At 76.2% G+C, this 17,963-nt stretch carries 15 protein-coding genes and 1 tRNA gene; 10 read left to right on the top strand and 6 right to left on the bottom strand.

The genetic code is table 11. From position 1 onward, the window contains the following. Nucleotides 1–58: 58 nt before the first annotated feature. The 3 genes from ACZ7JZ_RS21945 to ACZ7JZ_RS21935 all read left to right on the top strand — a co-directional run bounded on the left by ACZ7JZ_RS21945 (nucleotide 59) and on the right by ACZ7JZ_RS21935 (nucleotide 2,950). Nucleotides 59–1,285 (top strand): serpin family protein, encoded by a 1,227-nt coding sequence (locus ACZ7JZ_RS21945; RefSeq protein ID WP_470941677.1) that lies wholly within the window; start codon nucleotides 59–61, stop codon nucleotides 1,283–1,285. Between the two features lie 342 nt (nucleotides 1,286–1,627). Continuing rightward, nucleotides 1,628–2,278: a DUF4360 domain-containing protein gene (locus ACZ7JZ_RS21940; protein WP_470941675.1), complete on the top strand. Its 651-nt coding sequence runs from the start codon at nucleotides 1,628–1,630 to the stop codon at nucleotides 2,276–2,278. A gap of 135 nt (nucleotides 2,279–2,413) precedes the next feature. Next, nucleotides 2,414–2,950: a DinB family protein gene (locus ACZ7JZ_RS21935; protein WP_470941673.1), complete on the top strand. Its 537-nt coding sequence runs from the start codon at nucleotides 2,414–2,416 to the stop codon at nucleotides 2,948–2,950. A 28-nt stretch (nucleotides 2,951–2,978) separates the two neighbouring features. On the opposite strand, the gene ACZ7JZ_RS21930 is transcribed toward ACZ7JZ_RS21935, so the two are convergent. Then, on the bottom strand, nucleotides 2,979–3,806 hold the full coding sequence (locus ACZ7JZ_RS21930) for an oxidoreductase (protein WP_470941671.1): 828 nt from the start codon (nucleotides 3,804–3,806) through the stop codon (nucleotides 2,979–2,981). A gap of 100 nt (nucleotides 3,807–3,906) precedes the next feature. Here ACZ7JZ_RS21930 and ACZ7JZ_RS21925 point away from each other — a divergent pair, with 100 nt between their 5' ends. Next, nucleotides 3,907–4,353 carry a MerR family transcriptional regulator gene (locus ACZ7JZ_RS21925; protein WP_470941669.1) on the top strand — a complete coding sequence of 149 codons (447 nt, stop codon included), beginning with the start codon at nucleotides 3,907–3,909 and terminating at the stop codon, nucleotides 4,351–4,353. A gap of 32 nt (nucleotides 4,354–4,385) precedes the next feature. On the opposite strand, the gene ACZ7JZ_RS21920 is transcribed toward ACZ7JZ_RS21925, so the two are convergent. Both ACZ7JZ_RS21920 and fusA read right to left on the bottom strand, forming a co-directional pair. Continuing rightward, a tRNA-Trp gene (locus ACZ7JZ_RS21920) sits at nucleotides 4,386–4,460 on the bottom strand. Nucleotides 4,461–4,577: 117 nt separating this feature from the next. Further along, on the bottom strand, nucleotides 4,578–6,716 hold the full coding sequence (gene fusA / locus ACZ7JZ_RS21915; protein ID WP_470941667.1) for an elongation factor G: 2,139 nt from the start codon (nucleotides 6,714–6,716) through the stop codon (nucleotides 4,578–4,580). 459 nt (nucleotides 6,717–7,175) lie between these two features. Here fusA and ACZ7JZ_RS21910 point away from each other — a divergent pair, with 459 nt between their 5' ends. Further along, nucleotides 7,176–7,976 (top strand): SDR family NAD(P)-dependent oxidoreductase, encoded by an 801-nt coding sequence (locus ACZ7JZ_RS21910; RefSeq protein ID WP_470941665.1) that lies wholly within the window; start codon nucleotides 7,176–7,178, stop codon nucleotides 7,974–7,976. 15 nt (nucleotides 7,977–7,991) lie between these two features. Here the strand turns inward: ACZ7JZ_RS21910 and ACZ7JZ_RS21905 are convergent, their stop codons facing one another. Then, on the bottom strand, nucleotides 7,992–8,855 hold the full coding sequence (locus ACZ7JZ_RS21905) for a DUF3592 domain-containing protein (protein ID WP_470941663.1): 864 nt from the start codon (nucleotides 8,853–8,855) through the stop codon (nucleotides 7,992–7,994). Nucleotides 8,856–8,895: 40 nt separating this feature from the next. After that, nucleotides 8,896–9,993 (bottom strand): hypothetical protein, encoded by a 1,098-nt coding sequence (locus ACZ7JZ_RS21900; protein WP_470941661.1) that lies wholly within the window; start codon nucleotides 9,991–9,993, stop codon nucleotides 8,896–8,898. A 228-nt stretch (nucleotides 9,994–10,221) separates the two neighbouring features. On the opposite strand from ACZ7JZ_RS21900, the gene ACZ7JZ_RS21895 reads away from it, so the two are divergent. Next, nucleotides 10,222–11,655: a lamin tail domain-containing protein gene (locus tag ACZ7JZ_RS21895; RefSeq protein ID WP_470941659.1), complete on the top strand. Its 1,434-nt coding sequence runs from the start codon at nucleotides 10,222–10,224 to the stop codon at nucleotides 11,653–11,655. 165 nt (nucleotides 11,656–11,820) lie between these two features. After that, nucleotides 11,821–13,080, top strand: coding sequence for a DUF6348 family protein (locus tag ACZ7JZ_RS21890; RefSeq protein ID WP_470941657.1), 1,260 nt, complete (start codon nucleotides 11,821–11,823; stop codon nucleotides 13,078–13,080). Between the two features lie 25 nt (nucleotides 13,081–13,105). Here the strand turns inward: ACZ7JZ_RS21890 and ACZ7JZ_RS21885 are convergent, their stop codons facing one another. Then, nucleotides 13,106–13,459, bottom strand: a complete 354-nt coding sequence (locus ACZ7JZ_RS21885; protein WP_470941655.1) for an HGxxPAAW family protein — start codon at nucleotides 13,457–13,459, stop codon at nucleotides 13,106–13,108. Between the two features lie 154 nt (nucleotides 13,460–13,613). Between ACZ7JZ_RS21885 and ACZ7JZ_RS21880 the strand changes: the two genes are divergently transcribed. From ACZ7JZ_RS21880 to ACZ7JZ_RS21870, 3 genes are all read left to right on the top strand, one after another. Continuing rightward, complete coding sequence (locus ACZ7JZ_RS21880; RefSeq protein WP_470941653.1) at nucleotides 13,614–14,093, top strand: MarR family transcriptional regulator; 480 nt, start codon at nucleotides 13,614–13,616, stop codon at nucleotides 14,091–14,093. 153 nt (nucleotides 14,094–14,246) lie between these two features. Beyond that, on the top strand, nucleotides 14,247–16,520 hold the full coding sequence (locus ACZ7JZ_RS21875) for a helix-turn-helix domain-containing protein (protein WP_470941652.1): 2,274 nt from the start codon (nucleotides 14,247–14,249) through the stop codon (nucleotides 16,518–16,520). 526 nt (nucleotides 16,521–17,046) lie between these two features. Continuing rightward, entirely contained in the window at nucleotides 17,047–17,946 is a 900-nt protein-coding gene (locus ACZ7JZ_RS21870) for an NAD(P)-dependent oxidoreductase (protein WP_470941650.1), read from the top strand. Nucleotides 17,947–17,963 lie beyond the last annotated feature (17 nt).

Here is a 17,963-nt window from a genome sequence, read left to right as displayed (position 1 = left end):
ACGCCGATCCGCCTTAATCCGGATGCCTGTTCGCCCGATCGGCGCGTACCCTCCCCGGATGAGGGAGACGACGGTGCGCGCGGTCAACGTGCTCACATCACGCTGGGCCGGAGCCGCGGTGACCGGGGCGGAGGGCACGGTGCTGACGGCGGCCGGCGTATGGCCCCTGCTCGCCGTCCTCGCGGACGGCGCCGGCGGACCCGCCCGCGGGGAGCTCGCCGCCGCCCTCGGCCTCCCGGCGGACCGCGCCGCGGCCGCAGCCGACACCTTCCTCGCCGCCCTGGCGGGGGTCCGCGGCCTGGCGACCGCCACCGGCCTGTGGACCCGCCGCGACCTGCCCCTGGAACCGTCCTGGGCCGACCGGCTGCCCGAAGGCACCCGCGGGTCCCTCACCGGCGACCCCGCGGCCGACCGCGCGGCGCTCGACGCCTGGGCCGTTCGGAACACAGGCGGCCTCGTGGACCACCTGCCGGTTCCGGTCGACGAGGGCACGCAGCTGGTCCTCGCCTCCGCCCTCGCCCTGCGGCTGAAGTGGATCCAGCCCTTCCAGCCCGTGCCCACCACCTTCACCCAAGGGCCGTGGGCCGGGCGGGAAGCCCTGGGCCTGATCCGCGGCACCTCCCTCCTCGACCGCGTCCGCGTCGCCGAGGCTCCCTGCGGACCCCTCACCCTGCTCGAAGTCGTCGGAGCCGGCGGCGTCGACGTCCACCTCGCCCTCGGCCCACCGGACGCCCGCCCCGCCGAGGTCGTCACCGGCGCCGTCGCCGCCGTGACCCGTACGATCCCCGCCACCGACGGCCGCGCCCTGCCCGACGGCAGCCCCGGCCCCGGCCTGCACATCGCCCCGCACCTCGCGTACGAGCCCGAACCCCGCCTGGCCGTCGAGACGGTGGCCTTCTGCGCCACCGCCGACCACGACCTGCTCCACCACCGCCGGCTCCTCGGACTGGACACCGCCTCCGACGGCAGCAGGGGCCACTTCCCCGGCATCAGCAGCCGCCCGCTCTTCGTCACCACGGCCCGGCAGTCGGCCGTCGCCCGCTTCGGGGCGGAGGGTTTCGAGGCGGCCGCTGCCACCGCGGTCGGCATGGCGGTCGGCTCCGCGATGCCGCCCCCGGTGATGTACCGGACCCGCCTCATCCGCGCGGTCTTCGACCGCCCCTTCGGCTTCCTCGCGGTCCACCGCACCTCCCGGCTCGTCCTGGCCGCCGGCTGGGCCGCCGACCCCCTGCCGAGCCCGCCGGACGCATGGATGTACGACTCCGACGACGAGGACGACTTCTAGGCCGGGGCCGCCCCGGTCCGCACCGCCCCCCGCCCCGCGGCGCCCCCGCCCTTCCCGGCCCGAAACCGCCCCCGGCCCGACCCTGCCGAAGCGCCCCCGGGCCCCGCCGCCCCGGGCCGCCGCCGCAGGCTCCGGGCCCCTGGGGCCCTCCGGAGCCCACGGCGCTGCGGGCCCGGCGGTGCGCCCCGGCTTTGGCCGGACCGGGACCTGCCCGCCCCGGCCGCCCGTCCGTACGATTCCGTCATCCCCTCTCCACGGCCTCCGCCGGCCGGCTCCCCCCACTCCCGGTACGCCGCACACATCCGCGTGCCGCCCCGTACGGAAGCAACGGATGGGAGAAACATGGCCGGTGGACTCCTCGTGAGCGGCGCGATCGGCGCCCTGCTCACCGCAGCCCTGCCCGTGCAGCACAGCCCCTCCACCATCGTGGACCCGCCGCCCGACCGGATCGTGATCGAGGTCGCGACGGTCAACGGGTCCGGCTGTCCGAAGGACACCACGGCCCTCGCCGTGTCCGAGGACAACACCGCGTTCACCGTGACCTACAGCCAGTACACCGCCCAGAGCGGCGGCGGCGCACCCCCCACGGCGGCCCGCCGCAACTGCCAGCTCAGCCTGGTCGTCCACGTCCCGCACGGCTTCACGTACGCCATCGCCAGCGCGGACTACCGCGGCTACGCCTCCCTCGCCCCCGGCGCCAGCGGCACCGAGAAGGCCTCGTACTACTTCCAGGGCTCCCCGCAGACGGCGTACCGCCAGCACGACTTCGGCGGCCCGTACGAGGACAACTGGCAGGCCACCGACGAGACCGACTGGGCCCAGCTGGTCTGGGCGCCCTGCGGGGTCCAGCGCAACTTCAACATCAACACCGAACTGCGCGTGAACCGCGGGACGGCGGCCCCCGGCTCGACCAGCTACATGACCATGGACTCCACCGACGGGAACATCAGCACGGTCTACCGGCTGGCCTGGAGGGAGTGCCACCGGAACTGACCCCGCCGCCGCGCGCGGCCCCCGCCCCCCTGTTGGCACACCACGGCGCGTTGTAGGACAGGATCTGACCTACTTCCTCCGTACTGTGGGACGTGTCGGCAGGGAGGTCCCCGGCCGCGACGAAGGCGGTAGACCATGGTCACTCACGTTCCTGCAGAGGCCCGCGGCGACGAGCGCGGAGCACTCCTGGCCTTCGCCGAGGCGCAGCGCGGCGCGCTCCGCCGCTCGGTCCTCGGCCTCACCGAGGAGCAGGCCGCCAGCCGGCCCAGCGCCAGCGGGCTCTCGCTGTCCGGACTGCTCAAGCACGTGGCCGAGACCGAGCTGCTGTGGCTGCGCCTCGCGCAGCAGCAGCCGAACGAGCACCAGCGCACCCCGGAGACCTGGGCGGACGGCTTCCGCCTGACGGGCCCGGAGACGGTGCCCTCCATCCTCGCCTTCTGGGAGGAAGTGGCCGCCGAAACCGAGGAGTTCGTACGCTCCGCACCCAGCCTGGACGACACCTTCCCGCTGCCCGAGGCCCCGTGGTTCCCCGCGGAGGGCAAGGTCTCCGTGCGCTGGCTGGTCCTCCACCTGGTCGAGGAACTCGCCCGGCACGCCGGCCACGCGGACATCGTCCGCGAGTCCCTCGACGGCAAGACAGCCTTCGAACTCGTCGCGGCAGAGCGGGCGTAGGGGCCCGCCGCAGTGCGGGGGCGGGCCCTCAGATGCCGGTGGAGAGCGCTTCGCTGCGCCACGCGTCGAGTTCGCGGCGTACGAGCGCGAGCTTCGCCTCGACGCGCTCCACCGCATCCGCCCCCAACTGCAGGCGCAGCGGCGGCTCCGCGGCCTCCGTGACGTCGACGACGGCCTTGGCGGCCTTCGCGGGATCGCCCGGCTGGCGCCCGTTGCCACCCGCGAGGGCCTCGCGCACCGGACCCGCCCCGGCGGCGTAGTCGGCGATGGAGGCGGGCTCCCCGCGCAGGCTCGTACCGTCGAGGAAGTCGGTGCGCAGCCCCCCGGGCTCCACGACCGTCACCCGGATCCCCAGCGGCGCCAGTTCGCCGTGCAGCGCCTCGGAGATCCCCTCGACCGCGAACTTCGACGCGCCGTACAGGCCCACGCCCGGGGCGGTGGCGAAGCCGCCCACGGAGCCGATGTTCAGGACGTGCCCGGACCGCTGGGAGCGCAGCACCGGCAGCGTGGCCCGCAGGGTGTTCAGCACCCCGAAGACGTTCACGTCGAACAGCTCCCGCGCCGCCGCGTCGGAGACCTCCTCCACCGCTCCCACGAGCCCGTACCCGGCGTTGTTCACCACGACGTCGATCCGGCCGAACGCCGCCAGCCCGGCCTCCACCGCGGCCGCGAGCTGCGCGGGCTCGGTCACGTCCGCGGTCACGGCCAGCAGCCCCGCGGGCCGCTCCGGGTACGCCTCCTGCACCGCCGCCGCGGACCGCGCCGTGGCGACCACCCGGTGCCCGCGCTCCAGAGCCTCGCGGGTGATCCCCGCACCCAGCCCGCGCGACGCACCCGTGACGAACCACACGCCCATGATCTCTCCTGCTCTGCCCGTGCCAGCCCCTGCGGCCGACGGGAAGACGCTAGGAGCTAGAGTCGGCTCTAGATCAAGAGCCGTGTGACGGGGGTCACCCATGGACCTGGGTATCGGGGAGGTCGCGCAGCGCAGCGGGCTGAGCGTGCACACCCTGCGCTTCTACGAGCGGGAGGGCCTGTTCGCCAACCCGGTGCGCCGGCTGTCCAGCGGACGCCGGGTCTACCACGAGGAGGACCTCGCGTGGCTGGCGGTGTGCACGCGGCTGCGCGCCTCCGGCATGCCCCTGGCCGAGATCCGGGAGTACGTCGCACTCGCCCGCCGCGGACCGGGCAACGAGCACGAGCGGCTCGCCCTGCTCCGCCGGCACGAGCAGCACGTGGAGGACCGGATCCGGGCCCTGCACGAGACCCTGGACGTCATACGCCACAAGGTGCGGATCTACGAGGAGCACCTGGCCCGCGGCGAGGCCGACCGGCTCTGGAACCCGTCCCGCACGGACGCCCCGCAGGACATCCCGCAGGGGCAGGCGGACGACACGCCCTGATCCGAACCAGGGCGGGGGCGACGAGGGGCGGGCGGGCCCGGCCGGAGTCGAACCGGCGTCCTCGCGGTGTTGGAGACCGCGCGCGTCGACCGCTGCGCTACGGACCCGCCCGCCGCCACCCTACGCACCGCAGGACCGCCCGCGGCAGCCCGGATCCCGGGACCCCGCGCGGGACCCCGGGATCCTGGGGAGCGGGCGGGACCCGGCCGGGTAGCGGCGACCGGTCAGCGGTCGAGGAGGCCCCCGGCCACCGCGTCCGGCACCGGCGCGTACGCCGCCGGGCGGGCCGTGAACGTGCCGCGGCCCTGCGTACGGCTGCGCAGCCGGGACGCGTAGCCGAACAGCTCCGCCAGCGGGACTGCGGCCGTGACCACGGTCGTACCCGCCTGCACGGTGGAGCCGGTGACCCGGCCGCGGCGGGCCGCGAGGTCCCCGAGGACCCCGCCGACCGCTTCCTCCGGCACGGTCGCGCAGACCTCCGCCACCGGCTCCAGCAGCTGCATCCCGCAGGAGCGCAGCGCCGCACGCAGCGCGAACCTGCCCGCGGCGCGGAACGCGAGCTCCGAGGAGTCCTTGGAGTGCGTCGCCCCGTCGGTCAGGACCACCCGCAGGCCCGTCACCGGGTGCCCGCCCAGCGGACCCTCCGCCAGTGCGTCCCGGCAGCCGGCCTCCACCGCACGCGCGTACTCCTGCGGAACCCGCCCGCCGGTCACGGCGGAGCGGAACTCGAAACCGCCGCCGTCCCGCCCGTCGCGACCACCGCGCCCCGCGGCCCCGTACGGCATCCCGTCCGCCTCCTCCAGCGGTTCGACGTCGATGACGACATGGGCGAACTGGCCCGCCCCGCCGTCCTGTTTGACGTGCCGGTACACCAGCCCCGACACCCCGCGCACGACCGTCTCGCGGTACGTCACCCGCGGCCGGCCCACCGACACCTCCACCCCGTACCCGCGGCGGACCTTCTCCACCGCGACCTCCAGGTGCAGTTCGCCCAGCCCCGACAGCACCGTCTGGCCGGTATCCGGATCGGTGCGGACCACGAGGGAGGGGTCCTCCTCCGCGAGCCGCGCCAGTGCCGTCGCCAGCCGGCCCGTGTCGCTGCTGCGCACGGCCTCGACCGCCACCGTCACCACCGGCTCGGCCACCTGCGGCGGTTCGAGCACCAGCGGGGACCGCGGCGCGCACAGGGTGCTGCCGGCCCGGGCGGCCCGGGGGCCGACCACGGCCACGATGTCGCCGGCCACCGCCTCCTCCCGCTCCGTGTGCCGGTCGGCCTGGACGCGCAGGATCCGCGCGATCCGCTCCGTGCGCCCGGTGCCCGCATCGAGCACCTGGTCGCCCCTGCGGACCGTCCCCGCGTACACCCGCAGGTAGGTGAGGCGGCCCGTGGCGCTGGCCGCCACCTTGAACGCGAGCGCCGTGAACGGGCCGTCGGGATCGGCCGCCCGCTCCTCCTGCCCGCCGCCGTCCGCCGCACCGCGCACCGGCGGCACGTCGGCGGGCGAGGGCAGCCAGGAGACCACGGCGTCGAGCAGCGGCTCCACCCCGCGGTTGCGGTACGCCGAGCCGCACAGCACGACCAGGCCCTCCCCGCTCAGGGTGAGCGCGCGCAGCGCCCGGGTCAGCACCTCCTCGCCGAGCTCCCCGCGCGTGCAGTACTCCTCCAGGGCCTCGGGGTGCAGGCCCGCCACCGTCTCTTCGAGCAGCCGCCGCCGGCGCCCCGCCTCGTCGAGCAGCTCCGCGGGGACCGGTCCGGCGGAGTGCGCGCAGTCCCCCGGCGGGGCGGTGCGTCCGGCCCCGTCCCAGGTCAGGGCCTGCATGCGCAGCAGGTCCACGACCCCGGTGAAGGAGTCCTCCCGGCCGATGGGCAGCTGGACGACCAGGGGTACGGCGCCCAGCCGGTCCCGCAGGGAGGCGACGGCCGCGTCGAGGTCGGCCCCGGCCCGGTCCATCTTGTTGACGAACGCGATCCGCGGCACGCCGTGCCGGTCTGCCTGCCGCCACACCGCCTCGCTCTGCGGTTCCACGCCCGCGACGGCGTCGAACACGGCGACGGCCCCGTCCAGGACCCGCAGGGAGCGCTCGACCTCGTCGGCGAAGTCGACGTGCCCCGGGGTGTCGATGAGGTTGAGCCGGTGCCCCGCCCAGGCGCAGCTGACGGCCGCGGCGAAGATGGTGATGCCGCGGTCCCGCTCCTGGGCGTCGAAGTCGGTGACGGTGGTGCCCTCGTGCACCTCGCCCCGCTTGTGGACGGCGCCCGCGGCGTACAGGACGCGTTCGGTGAGGGTGGTCTTGCCCGCGTCTACGTGGGCGAGGATGCCCAGGTTGCGGACGGAGGCGAGGGATCGCTGGACGGATCGCATGGCCGGAGGCCTTTCGGAACAGGGTGGTGCACGTACGGGACGGCGCGATTCCCCGACCGGGCGGCGGCCTCCCGCACGCCCCCCGCCCCGCACCCCGGCGTGCGCACGCGCACGTACGGGAGGAACGGGGGACCGGAGGGACTGCGGGGGCGGGGCCGGACGCATCAGCGCAGGCGGCTGCACCCACAGCCGCCGCGGACCCGTCGGGACTACGTGCGGGACCGGCCGCGCAGCCGGAACCGCGCGGCCCGGGACACCGGGATCACGTCGTACCGCGACAGGGGAACGAAGACGCTGGCGCGCTGGCGGCACATGTCCCGTTCCCTCCTTCGACTCCGGCTCGTACGACCACGGGTGCACGCAGTCCCCGGCCGACGGCCGCGGGCGGTGCACAGGGCGAGTCTAGGGAGGGGACCCGGCGCCCGGCACGCGGTTTTCCCCGGCCGGTAAGGTGCGCCCATGAGCACTGCGCCCCGCCCGAGCCCGCACGCCGCCTACCTCGCCGGACTGTTCTCCCTCGAGGGCCGCGTGGCCCTCGTGACCGGCGGCAGCTCCGGCATCGGACGGGCCATCGCCGGCGCGCTGGCCCGCGCCGGTGCGAGCGTGGTGCTCGTGGCCCGCGGCCGCGACCAACTGAAGCTCGCAGCAGACGAGTTGACGGCCGAGGGCGGCCGGGCCGCCTGGGTCGGCGCGGACCTCGGCACCCGCGAGGGCGTGCGCACCGCGGCCGAGCAGGCCGTCGAGGCCTTCGGCGAGCCCGACATCCTCGTGAACTGCGCCGGGATCAACCTGCGCCCCCCGATGGGCGAACTGGACGAGGACGTCTGGGACGCCACCATGGCCGTCAACCTGGACGCCCCCTTCCTGCTGGGCCGCCGCTTCGGCCCCGGCATGGCCGAACGCGGCTTCGGCCGCATCATCCACATCACCTCCCAGCAGGCCCACCGCGCCTTCGTGCAGAGCGGCGCGTACGGGGTCTCGAAGGGGGCACTGGAGTCCCTGGCCCGCTCCCAGGCCGAGGCCTGGTCCCCGTACGGGGTCACCTGCAACACCCTCGTACCCGGCTTCGTGATGACCCCGCTGAACGCCCGGCTCTCCTCGGACCCCGCGCGCGTGGCGGCCCTGGCCGAGCGCACGATGACCGGCCGCAACGGCCTGCCGGGGGACTTCGAGGGCGCCGCCGTCTTCCTCGCGAGCCCCGCCTCGGCGTACGTCACGGGCCAGTCCCTCTTCGTGGACGGCGGCTTCTCCGTCCACTGACCGGGTCCGCGGCCCTCAGAGCAGCACCGCTCCCGCCACCGCCGCGGCCAGGAACACGACGAGGACCGCGGTGTTGACGGCCGTGTCCAGCCCCTCCGACCGGCGGTCGGCATCCCGGTCCAGGGTGAACACGGCCGGGTCGGCGCGGTCGTAGGAGACCGCGACCCCGCGCCCGTACGCGCGTGCGGGGTCCGGCACGTGCTCCGTGCAGTGCGCCGTGACGGCCTGCCCCGCACCCGTGGTGAACGACACGACCGGGGTGATCGAGGTCATCGTGCTGCCCTCGCCCTGGTCGACGGTGACGTCTTTGAGGACCGCGGAGATCCGCCCCGGCACGGTGTCCATGGCGGCCAGCCGCGCGATGCGGCTCCTCTTGGCGCGTAGGGTGGCGGGGAGGTGCGCGGCGGCGTAGAGGGCCCCCGGCCCGCCGGAGCCGATCAGCGCCCACGGCCACCCCCACGCGACCGCGGCCAGGGCCACCAGCCCGGCGTACACGAGGAAGAGGGCGCAGGCGGGCCGTCCCAGCCCGCGGCCGGCCCGCTCCGCGGCGGCGGTGAACCGGTACGCGTGCGGCCTGCCCCGCGGATGGCGGATCCCGACCTCCCGGCCCACCCAGGCGGCCGTGATCGGCGCTCCGCAGTCGCCGTCGTTCGTCACCGTCACCTGCCGGCCGGAGTCCGGGTCGCGGTAGGAGACGACCACCCCTATCCCGCCCGCCTTGGACCCGCCGTGCCGGGGCTCGCGCACCTGCTCGATCCGCCCCGTCACCCGTACCGCCCGCTGCGCCCCCGTCACCCCGGCCAGCGCCGTGGCGAACCCGACCGCGGCCGCGGCGCCCCACACGGCGCACCACAGCGCCAGACCCTCGTCCCACCCCATGCGCCCTGCTCCCGCTGCCGTCTCTGCTCCGTACGGACCGTCAACTACCGCTGCGCCGCGTGACGTTGCCCTTGCCGTCCGCCTCCAGGACGCCCGTACCGCCCCCGGCCGCGACCACGAGCCTCAGCGGACCCGCGGCGCCGTGTGCGACGAGCTGCCAGCCCTCCTGCCGGGACCCGTCGCCGATCAGGTCCCGGGCCTCCTCCACCAGTGCGGGGATGCGCCCGTAGGGCAGCGGCCGCGGGTCGAACGCGGCGGCCCGTACGGCTTCCGGGGCGAAGGCGACCGTCACCCGGCCCTCCTGCACGACCACGGTCAGCGCCCGCCGCTGGTTTGGCTCCCGCGTCAACGACTCGACGGCTGAACGCAGTTCACCGGCGTCGAGCATGGACCTGCCCGGACCGAGCGTGACCGTACCCGTCGCGGAGGTGACGGTCACGGTCACGGTCGCGGACGTCGTGGAGGAAATCGAGGAGGAGACGGATGGCGCGGGCGCCGCCCCGGACCGGTCCGGGGCGAACAACTCGCCGCGGAAAAACAGGAGTACGGCGGCAGCTCCGAGCAACACCCCGGCAAGCGTGAGGAATCCGCCCGCCGCCGCGCCCGGGGACCCGTCCTTCAAGGCCGGACCGGGCACCTGGTCCAGCCGCGCCCCGGCCGCCCGCTCCTCCCACTCCGGCGTCGGCCGCCGCACGATCCGCGCCTTCCACGGCCGGTCCGGCGGGTACGACACGACCACGACCCCGCCCGTCCGGTAGTCCGGCAGCTCGCTGACGTGGACCTCCTGCCGCACCTCCACCCGGAAGGCGGCCGCCCCTTCCGGTGCGACGGACAGCTCGAAGCGCACCGGGACGTCCGTCGCCTCGGTCTGCGCCGGCTCCCGGGACCCGACGACCGCGAGCGCCGTCAGCGGCGCGGTGCCCGCCTCCCGGCGCCGCCGCGGCAGGGACACGAGCAGCAGCAGGAGCCCGTACGCCACGGGCAGCCCCACCCCCGCGACGATCAGCGGAGCCCGCCCGGCGACGCAGCCGCCGACCAGGGCGGCCAGCGAGGCGCCGAGCACCCCGCCGGTCAGGAACCCCCGCGCGAGCTCCGCAGGCCTGCTGTGCGTCGGCGGCGCGCCCGCGGTCTCGTCCATGGGGCCGATTCTGCACGGCCCGGCTGTCCGCCGACAGGCCCCCGCACCCGCGGTCCCTGTCGGAGCGGACGGCCCCGGCGGCCGGCCCCGAGGACCCCGGACACGAACGGTTGGGCCGGAGTTCACGGGGCGATCCCCTCCCCGCGGCCCGCAGTTCGGGCCGGGCCGCGACCGTCGGCGCTCCCACCAGTCGCCCCCCTGCCGACCTTCCGGAACGGACTGCCCCTCGTGACCGCACCGCGCCCCCGCCGCCGAACCATCCCCGGCCGCTCCCTTGCCGCCGCCCTGACCCTCGGCCTCGTACCGGCCCTCGCCACCGGCGTGCTCGCCGCCGCGCCCGCGCAGGCCGCACCGGCCGACGACATCCGCATCAACGAGGTGGTGACCACCGGAAGCACCGAGGACTCGGTCGAGCTCCACAACAAGGGCGCCGCCGCCGTCGACGTGTCGGGCTGGATCCTCAAGGACGACGCCAACAGCTCCCGCTACACGATCGCCGCCGGTACGGTCCTGGCCCCCGGCGCCTTCCGCGCCTTCGACGTGCACGGCAAGTTCGGCCTCGGGTCCTCCGACAAGGCCCGCCTGTACCTGCCGGACGGCAGCACCCTGGTGGACGCCTTCTCCTGGAGCAGCCACTCGGCTCCGTCCTGGTCCCGCTGCCCCGACGGCACCGGCGCCTTCCAGCCCGCCGCCGTCACCCTCGGCGCGGCCAACGGCTGCGGCACCGGCGGCGGGGGCACCTCCCCGACCGCCTGGCCCGGCGGCAGCGCGGTGGCGACGGCCGACGCGGCGAACGTGTTCGGCCAGGACCTCAGCGGCCTCCACCAGGAGGGCTCCGTGATGTGGGCGGCGCAGAACAGCGGGAAGCTGTGGCGCCTGGTCCGCGACGGCTCCGGCGGCTGGAAGCCCGATACGGCCGCCGGCTGGGCGGCGGGCAAGTCCCTGCGCTTCCCCGGCGGTACGGGCAGCCCCGACGGCGAGGGCGTCACCGTGCCCGGCGCGGGCTCCGCGGCCGGCGTGTACGTGGCCTCCGAGCGCAACGGCGACGCCTCGGGGACCAGCCGCCTGTCCGTCCTGAAGTACGACGTCTCGGGCACCGGCACCTCGCTCACGGCCGCCCGCGAGTGGAACCTGACCTCCGACCTCCCCGCGGTCGGCTCCAACCTCGGCTTCGAGGCCGTGACCTGGGTGCCGGACACCGCGCTCGCCCCGGCCGGCTTCACGGACGCGTCGACGGGGGCGGCGTACGACCCCTCGCGCTACGGGGCCCACGCCGACGGCGTGTTCTTCGTCGGCGTGGAGGGCACCGGCGCGGTCCACGGCTACGTCCTGGAGGACTCCGGCGCCTTCACCCGCGTCGCGACCGTCGCCACCGGCATGTCCGGGGTGATGGAGCTCCAGTGGGAGCCGCAGGCCGCCCGCCTGTGGGCCGTCTGCGACAACACCTGCGGCGGCCGGCACACCACCCTGAAGGTCGGCGCTGGCGGGGCCTTCGCGGTCACCGCCGTGCACAACCGCCCCGCCGGAATGCCCGACTACAACAACGAGGGCTTCTCCCTCGCCCCCGCCGGGGAGTGCACCGCCGGCACGAAGCCGGTCTACTGGGCGGACGACACCAACGACGGCGGGCACGCCCTGCGCCGCGGCACCGTGGCCTGCTGACCCGCTGCCGACCCGGACCCGGCCCCGCCCCGACTGCCACTCCCACGGCCCCGGCCGCGGGGCGGGGCCGGTGCCGGGGCCGACTCGCGCGGCCCGGCCGCGGGGCCGGTCCGTGGCCGCGGCCGACGCCGGGCCGGCGCCCCGGTCCTCCGTGTGATCACCCGCATGCCCTGGATACGCCGCCGCAGCAGGCCCGCCCCCGAGCCGGCCGGGGGCCGGCTGACCGCCCCCGAGTTCCTCGCCCTCGTCCGCGAAGCCCTGGAGGTGCTCGCCCCGGGCTGCACGGCGGGCGCCGAACTCCGGGGCGACTCCCTCCTCAGCCCGCGGGGCTGGGCCGTGGCCCTCGCCCCGGCCGCGCCCGGGTACGAGCAGGACGGCCGCCAGTACGACCTGGTCGTCTTCCCCGACGTGTCCGTCCAGCCCGACGTCCCCTGCTTCACGGACCGGGCCGTGGTCGTCACCACCCCGCGCGACGCCGCCGCACTCTGGGCCCGTACCGCGGGCGCCTGCCTGCTCGCCCTCGACGGCTACGGCGACCTCGCCGAGCACGTGGACCCGGACGAGGAGGACGGTGTACCGGGGTGGCGCTCCCTCAGCTCGGGCGCCGTGGCCTACGGGCTCTCCGACGGGGAGAACCTCCGCCTGCAGAAGGCCCTCGCGGAGTCGGGCGCGCTGCGCAGGCTCGCCCCCGTCCTCGCCGAGGACCTGGAGTCCCCCTGGTTCAACGGGGTCCGCATCTTCTACGGAGGCGCACCGGGCGCCGTCGAGGCCGAGGTCCGGGTCAACGGCGAGCGCCACGAGGCCGCCTCCGCGGCCCTGGCCGCCCTCGGCCTGCCCGAACCCGCCGTCTTCACCGCCGTCCGGTCCTTCACCCTCCTCCTGCCCCCCGATCCCGAAGGCGGGCACGGCCACGCGCCCGACGGCTGCGGCTGCGCGTGCGGAGGCGGTCTCGACCCCCGCCACCCCGGCTTCGCCCACCCCCTGCCCCACCTGATCGCCGAACTCCCCCCGGCCGAGCGGGCGGAGCGCGTGACCCACGACTCGGGCGCGGTCATGATCGCCCGGGACCTCGGCAACTTCCTGAAGGTCCGCCTGCCGGTCCGCCTCGACGACGGACGCACCCTGGTCCACCTCGTCTGGGTGTACCTGCGCGCCGAGGTCATCGAGGACTACACCCGCCGCGTCCACGACGGCACTCTCGAAGGCCACCGCTTCGAGGGCCTGTTCTGCAACGCCGTCGAGCCCTGGGGCGAGGAGCTCCTGAAGGCCCCCGTCCTCCTCGGCGGCCAGCGCGGCAACCCCGACGCCTCGATCCGCATGACCGAGGTCCTGGACTCGCCCCACCCCCTGATGTCCCGGGTCCTGGGCGAAACCTGGCCCGCAGCCGCCGTCCTCCCCGCCCCCGGCCCGGCTGCCGCCTCCTGAAACCGGCCGCGGGCGGTCCCGCAGGTCAGCCCGCGGCCGCGACCGTGACCGCCACCGGGGCCGGGGAGCCCGCGGGGACCCGGCGCCCCGCGGCCCGGCAGCCCGTGCAGCCGGGGTGGCCGGTGCGGGCGGCCGTGTCCCGCACCCGCCAGGACCACTGCGCCTCCGGGCGCGGCCCGCTGGGCTTGCCCCAGCCCGCGAGGTGCAGGGCCCAGGTCGTCAGGAGGGCCCCGGCGGCGAGGGCGGCGCCGAGCCAGAGGCCGGGGGTCCACGCCAGGCAGAGGGAGGCCCCGCCGACCGCCGCGGCGAGGACGCCGACGGCGGTTCCGGTCCAGCCCGCCACCGTGTGGCCGAGGTCGACGTGGCCGTGTGCACTCATGGTGTGACTCCCGTTCGCAGGGGCGGCCGGGCAGGATGAGGGGATCCGGGCGCGGCGGGGTGCGCGGCGCCCGGAGCGGTGTCGGTGCCAGGCCGCTCATCGCGAGACCTTTTATCTCACGAGCTAAGTAACTTAGATGCTAAGGAGTTTTTGGGTGCAGGGCAAGACCCGCCCGCCGGCCACGGCCGCCGAGGCGATCCAGCGCATGGACGCGTTCGTGGCCCTCGGGATCGTGGGGCAGCAGGAGGTGGCCCAGGCCCTCGGGCTGAACGTCACCGACCTCACGTGCCTCGGCCACATCCTGGGAGCGGGCGAGACCCCGCTCTCGGCCGGGGACCTGGCCGAGCGCGTGAACCTCACCACCGGCGCCGTCACCGGCGTGCTCAACCGCCTGGAGAGGGCCGGGTACGCCGAGCGCCGCCCCGACCCGGCGGACCGGCGCCGCGTCCGGGTGGTGGCCGTACCCGAGGCGGCGGGCCGGGTCGTGGCGCTCTACCAGCCCTTCTACGAGCGGCTCGGCGCGGTGTTCGCCGCATACACGCCGCAGGAGACCGCCGTGATCGCGGACTGGTTCACGCGGGCGGCGGAGGCGGCCCGCGAGCATCTGGAGTCCCTGAGGCCGGGCCGCCTCTGACCCCGCCCGGCACCCCCGCCCGAGCCGCCCCTGGGCCACCGCCCCCGGCCCGCCGTCCGACGGCGGGAGCCGCCTGCAAAAGTACGTCGTGCATACTTTTGCGGGCGGAGTACGGCGTTCCGGCTGGTCCGCACTGACCAGGGGATATCCACGATGGACACCGGTACGCCGGCCACCGGCGGCTTCGGCGCGCTTCTGCACGGCCTGCGCACGGCCGCCGGACTCAGCCAGGAGCAGCTGGCCCACGCCGCGGGCGTGAGCGTGCGGGCCCTGTCGTACATGGAGCGCGGCCACTCCCGGGGGCCGCAGCGCCGCACCGTACAGGCGCTGGCCGCGGCCCTGGACCTCGACGCGGCCGCCGCCGGGCAGCTGGAGCACGCCGCGAGCCTGGGCCGCCCCCGCCGGGCCCCCAGGGCGGAAGCCCCGCCGCTCGCCCCCGCCGCACCGGACGGCGCGGCGCCCCCCGCCGCGCCGGCCGCCGCCCCCGACCTGCTGCCGCGCGCCCCGCGCGGTTTCCACGGCCGGGCGGCCGAACTGGACGCCCTGTCCCGGGCCGCGGTCGGCGAGGCGCCGGTCTGCCTGGTCACCGGGCCCGCCGGGGTCGGCAAGACGGCCCTCGTCCTGCACTGGGCCCACCGCGGCCGCGCCGGGTTCCCCGACGGGCTGCTCCACGCCGACCTGCGCGGTTTCGGCGGCACGGGCGAACCCGCCCCCCTCGAGGTGCTGCGCGAGTTCCTGGCGGCGCTCGGCGTACCGCCCGGCGGGGTACCGGAGTCGGCGAACGCCGCCGCCGCGCTGTTCCGCTCGCTCGCCGCCGACCGCCGCCTGCTCGTCGTACTCGACAACGCGCGGGACTCCGAGCAGGTCAGGCCGCTGCTCCCCGGCGGCCGCCACTGCGTCACCGTCGTCACCAGCAGGCACCGCCTGTCCGGCCTCATCGTCACTGACACCGCCCGTCCCGTCGCCGTCGACGTACTCGGCCCGGAAGACGGCACGGAGCTCCTCGCCGAGGTGCTCGGCGCCGAACGCGTCCGTGCGGAACCGGCCGCCGCCCGGCGCCTCGCCGGACTCTGCGGGGGACTGCCCCTCGCCCTGCGCGTGGCGGCCGCCCGGCTGGCGCAGCGCCCCGGATGGTCGCTGGAGGCCATGGCCGCCGAGATGTCCGACGAGACGCGCCGCCTGGGCCTGCTCGACGTGGAGGACACCGGCGTCCGGGCGGCGCTGCGGGTGACGCTCCAGCAGCTCCCGCAGGACGTCGCCGGGCTGTTCGCCCACCTCGGCCGCCACCCCGGCACACACATCGACCGGTATGCGGCCGCTGCCCTGGCGGGCACCGGCCCGGCCGCCGCCGAGGCCGCCCTGGAGCGGCTGGCCGTCGCGCACCTCGTCACCGAGGCGGCGCCCGGCCGGTGGACCCTGCACGACCTCGTACGGCTCTACGCCCGCAGCCTGGACGCCGGCCCCGGGGCGCTCGTGCGCGTCCTCGACCACTACGTGGCCACGGGCGTCGCCGCCGTGGCCGCGGCCGAGCCGGGCAACGAGCAGTGCTTCCCGCTGCCCGCGGACCACCTGCCGCCCGCCGCCGTACGGGAGTTCGCCGACCGGTCCGCCGCCGTGGCCTGGTACGCGGCCGAACGGGACGACCTCGCCCTGGCGGCCGCCGCGGCGCACGCCGCCGGACTGCACGGCAGGGCCTGGCGGATCGTCCTGACGCTGTGGCCGCTGATCGTGTGGCGCGTGCGGGACGGCTGGGTCCCGCTCCTGGAGACCGCGCTCGCCTCGGCGCGCGCCGACGGTGCGGTCGGCGACGGGTACGGCGAGTCGCGGGTGCTGAACGTGCTCGGCTGGGTGCTGATCGAGGAGGGCCGCACCGGGGAGGCGGTGGCCCGGCTGGGGGCCGCCTCCGCGCTCGCGTCCCGGGCGGGGGACGCCGTGGCCGAGGCCAACGCCCTGATCGTCCTCGCCATGGCGCAGGCGGCGCACGGCGGCCTGGCCGAGGCCGCGCAGGCCTGCGGCCGGGCGGTCGGGCTGGCCCGCGGCGCCGGCGACCGGACCATCGAGAGGCTGGCCCTGCAGCACCTCGCCCGGCACTGGGCCGACGCGGGAGAGTGGCGCCGGGCCCTCGGCGCGGCGGACGAGGCCCTGGCCTTCGACCCCGCCGCAGCCGTACCCGGAGCCGGCGGCGGGCCCGGCACGGTCGACATCCCCCGCATCCTGCTCCTCATGGTGCGGGGCGAGGCCCTGCTGGGCCTCGGCGACGAAGCCGGGGGCATCGGGCAACTCGACCTGGCGGCCCGGGAGGCGGAGTCCTCCGGCTACGACGACGGTGCGGTACGGGCCCTCGGCGCCCTGGTGAAGGCCTCGGCGGACCCGGACCACCGGGCGCGCTACGAGGCGGCCCTCGCCCGCCTGACGACGCGCACGTGACCCCGGGGGCCTGACCCGCCCGAGACGGGCGCTGCCCGCCCGGCCCGGCCCGCAGAACTGCGCCGCGCCGCAGTTCTGCGGGCGGAACTGCCTGGTGCGCCTCCGCTGCCGCAGGGTTGTCTGGAAGGCGGTCCGCCGGGGTCCCGCAAGCCCCCGCCGGTACCGGTCCGCCGCGCCGCCCCCCGGCGACGGCGCGGCGGATCCGAGGGAACTTCAGGCCTCCGCCGCCGACGTGCCCCCGCAGGCTCCGGCCGCCGCCGCGCCGGGCAGGGAACCTCACCGGCCCTGCGAGACCAGGTGCTCCGCCGCCCGTCAGCCGGGAACGCCGTCCCGGCCGACTGCGGCCAATCGACTGCGGCCCCGGAGGCCGACACCGCGCCTGCTGACCCGTCAGCCGGCGGTCCGTAAGCCGACCGCCCGGCACCCGGATCCTCGCGACCTCACATTAGATAGAGCGTTCGTTCTAGTTCCCTGCTAGGGTCGACCCCACTGGCTAGAACGTTCGCTCTAGTGCTGAGGAGCCGTCATGTCCGCATCTTCCGCCACCCCCACCACCCATGGCGCACCTGCCGCCCCCGCAGTCACCGTGATCGGCCTCGGCCCCATGGGCCAGGCCATGGTGGCCGCCTACCTCGACCGCGGATACGAGGTGACCCTGTGGAACCGGACCGCCGCCCGCGCCGACGCCCTCGTGGCCCGCGGCGCCCGCCTCGCCGCCACCGTGGAAGCCGCCCTGACGGCCAACGACCTGATCGTGCTCAGCCTCACCGACTACGACGCCGTGCACGCGATCCTCGGACGGGCACCGCACGCCCTCGACGGCCGCACCGTCGCCAACCTCACCTCGGACACCCCCGCCAGGGCCCGCGAGACCGCCGACTGGCTCGCCGGGCACGGCGCGGTCCACCTCACCGGCGGAGTCCAGGTCCCCCCGCCCGGCATCGGCAGCCCCGACGCCGCCGCGTACTACAGCGGCCCGGCCGACGCGGTCGAACGGCACCGGACCGCCCTCGAAGTGCTCACCGGCATCGAGTACCTCGGCGAGGACCCCGGCCTCGCGGCCCTGTACTACCAGATCGGCATCGACATGTTCTGGACCGGACTGGCGGGCTACCTGCACGGCCAGTCCGTCGCCCTCGCCAACGGCATCCCGGCCGAGCAGTTCCTCCAACATGCCGTCAAAACACTCGACTTCACGTACTTCCTGGAGTTCTACGCACCGCGCATCGACGCCCGCAACCACGAGGGGGACGTGGACAACCTCGCCATGGCCGTCGCCAGCCTCACCCACGTCCTGCACACGACCGGCGACTCGGGTGTCGACACGGCGCTGCCCGCCGCCGTACTCGGCCTGTTCCGCCGGGGCGTCGCCGCCGGCCGCGGACACGACAGCCTGACCGCCCTCACGGAGACCCTCACGCACTGACCACCGGACCGGCAGGG

Source organism: Streptomyces sp. NPDC038213 (assembly GCF_055600495.1).
This window is presented reverse-complemented; position numbering and strand designations above follow the sequence as displayed.

Excerpts from the sequence above, each read along its gene's own strand:
- ACZ7JZ_RS21885 (WP_470941655.1), bottom strand. The coding sequence starts at position 13,459 with ATGAGTGCACACGGCCACGTCGACCTCGGCCACACGGTGGCGGGCTGG.
- ACZ7JZ_RS21905 (WP_470941663.1), bottom strand. The coding sequence starts at position 8,855 with ATGGGGTGGGACGAGGGTCTGGCGCTGTGGTGCGCCGTGTGGGGCGCC.
- ACZ7JZ_RS21910 (WP_470941665.1), top strand. The coding sequence starts at position 7,176 with ATGAGCACTGCGCCCCGCCCGAGCCCGCACGCCGCCTACCTCGCCGGA.
- ACZ7JZ_RS21900 (WP_470941661.1), bottom strand. The coding sequence starts at position 9,993 with ATGGACGAGACCGCGGGCGCGCCGCCGACGCACAGCAGGCCTGCGGAG.
- ACZ7JZ_RS21930 (WP_470941671.1), bottom strand. The coding sequence starts at position 3,806 with ATGGGCGTGTGGTTCGTCACGGGTGCGTCGCGCGGGCTGGGTGCGGGG.
- ACZ7JZ_RS21935 (WP_470941673.1), top strand. The coding sequence starts at position 2,414 with ATGGTCACTCACGTTCCTGCAGAGGCCCGCGGCGACGAGCGCGGAGCA.
- ACZ7JZ_RS21925 (WP_470941669.1), top strand. The coding sequence starts at position 3,907 with ATGGACCTGGGTATCGGGGAGGTCGCGCAGCGCAGCGGGCTGAGCGTG.
- ACZ7JZ_RS21890 (WP_470941657.1), top strand. The coding sequence starts at position 11,821 with ATGCCCTGGATACGCCGCCGCAGCAGGCCCGCCCCCGAGCCGGCCGGG.
- fusA (WP_470941667.1), bottom strand. The coding sequence starts at position 6,716 with ATGCGATCCGTCCAGCGATCCCTCGCCTCCGTCCGCAACCTGGGCATC.
- ACZ7JZ_RS21940 (WP_470941675.1), top strand. The coding sequence starts at position 1,628 with ATGGCCGGTGGACTCCTCGTGAGCGGCGCGATCGGCGCCCTGCTCACC.
- ACZ7JZ_RS21875 (WP_470941652.1), top strand. The coding sequence starts at position 14,247 with ATGGACACCGGTACGCCGGCCACCGGCGGCTTCGGCGCGCTTCTGCAC.
- ACZ7JZ_RS21945 (WP_470941677.1), top strand. The coding sequence starts at position 59 with ATGAGGGAGACGACGGTGCGCGCGGTCAACGTGCTCACATCACGCTGG.
- ACZ7JZ_RS21870 (WP_470941650.1), top strand. The coding sequence starts at position 17,047 with ATGTCCGCATCTTCCGCCACCCCCACCACCCATGGCGCACCTGCCGCC.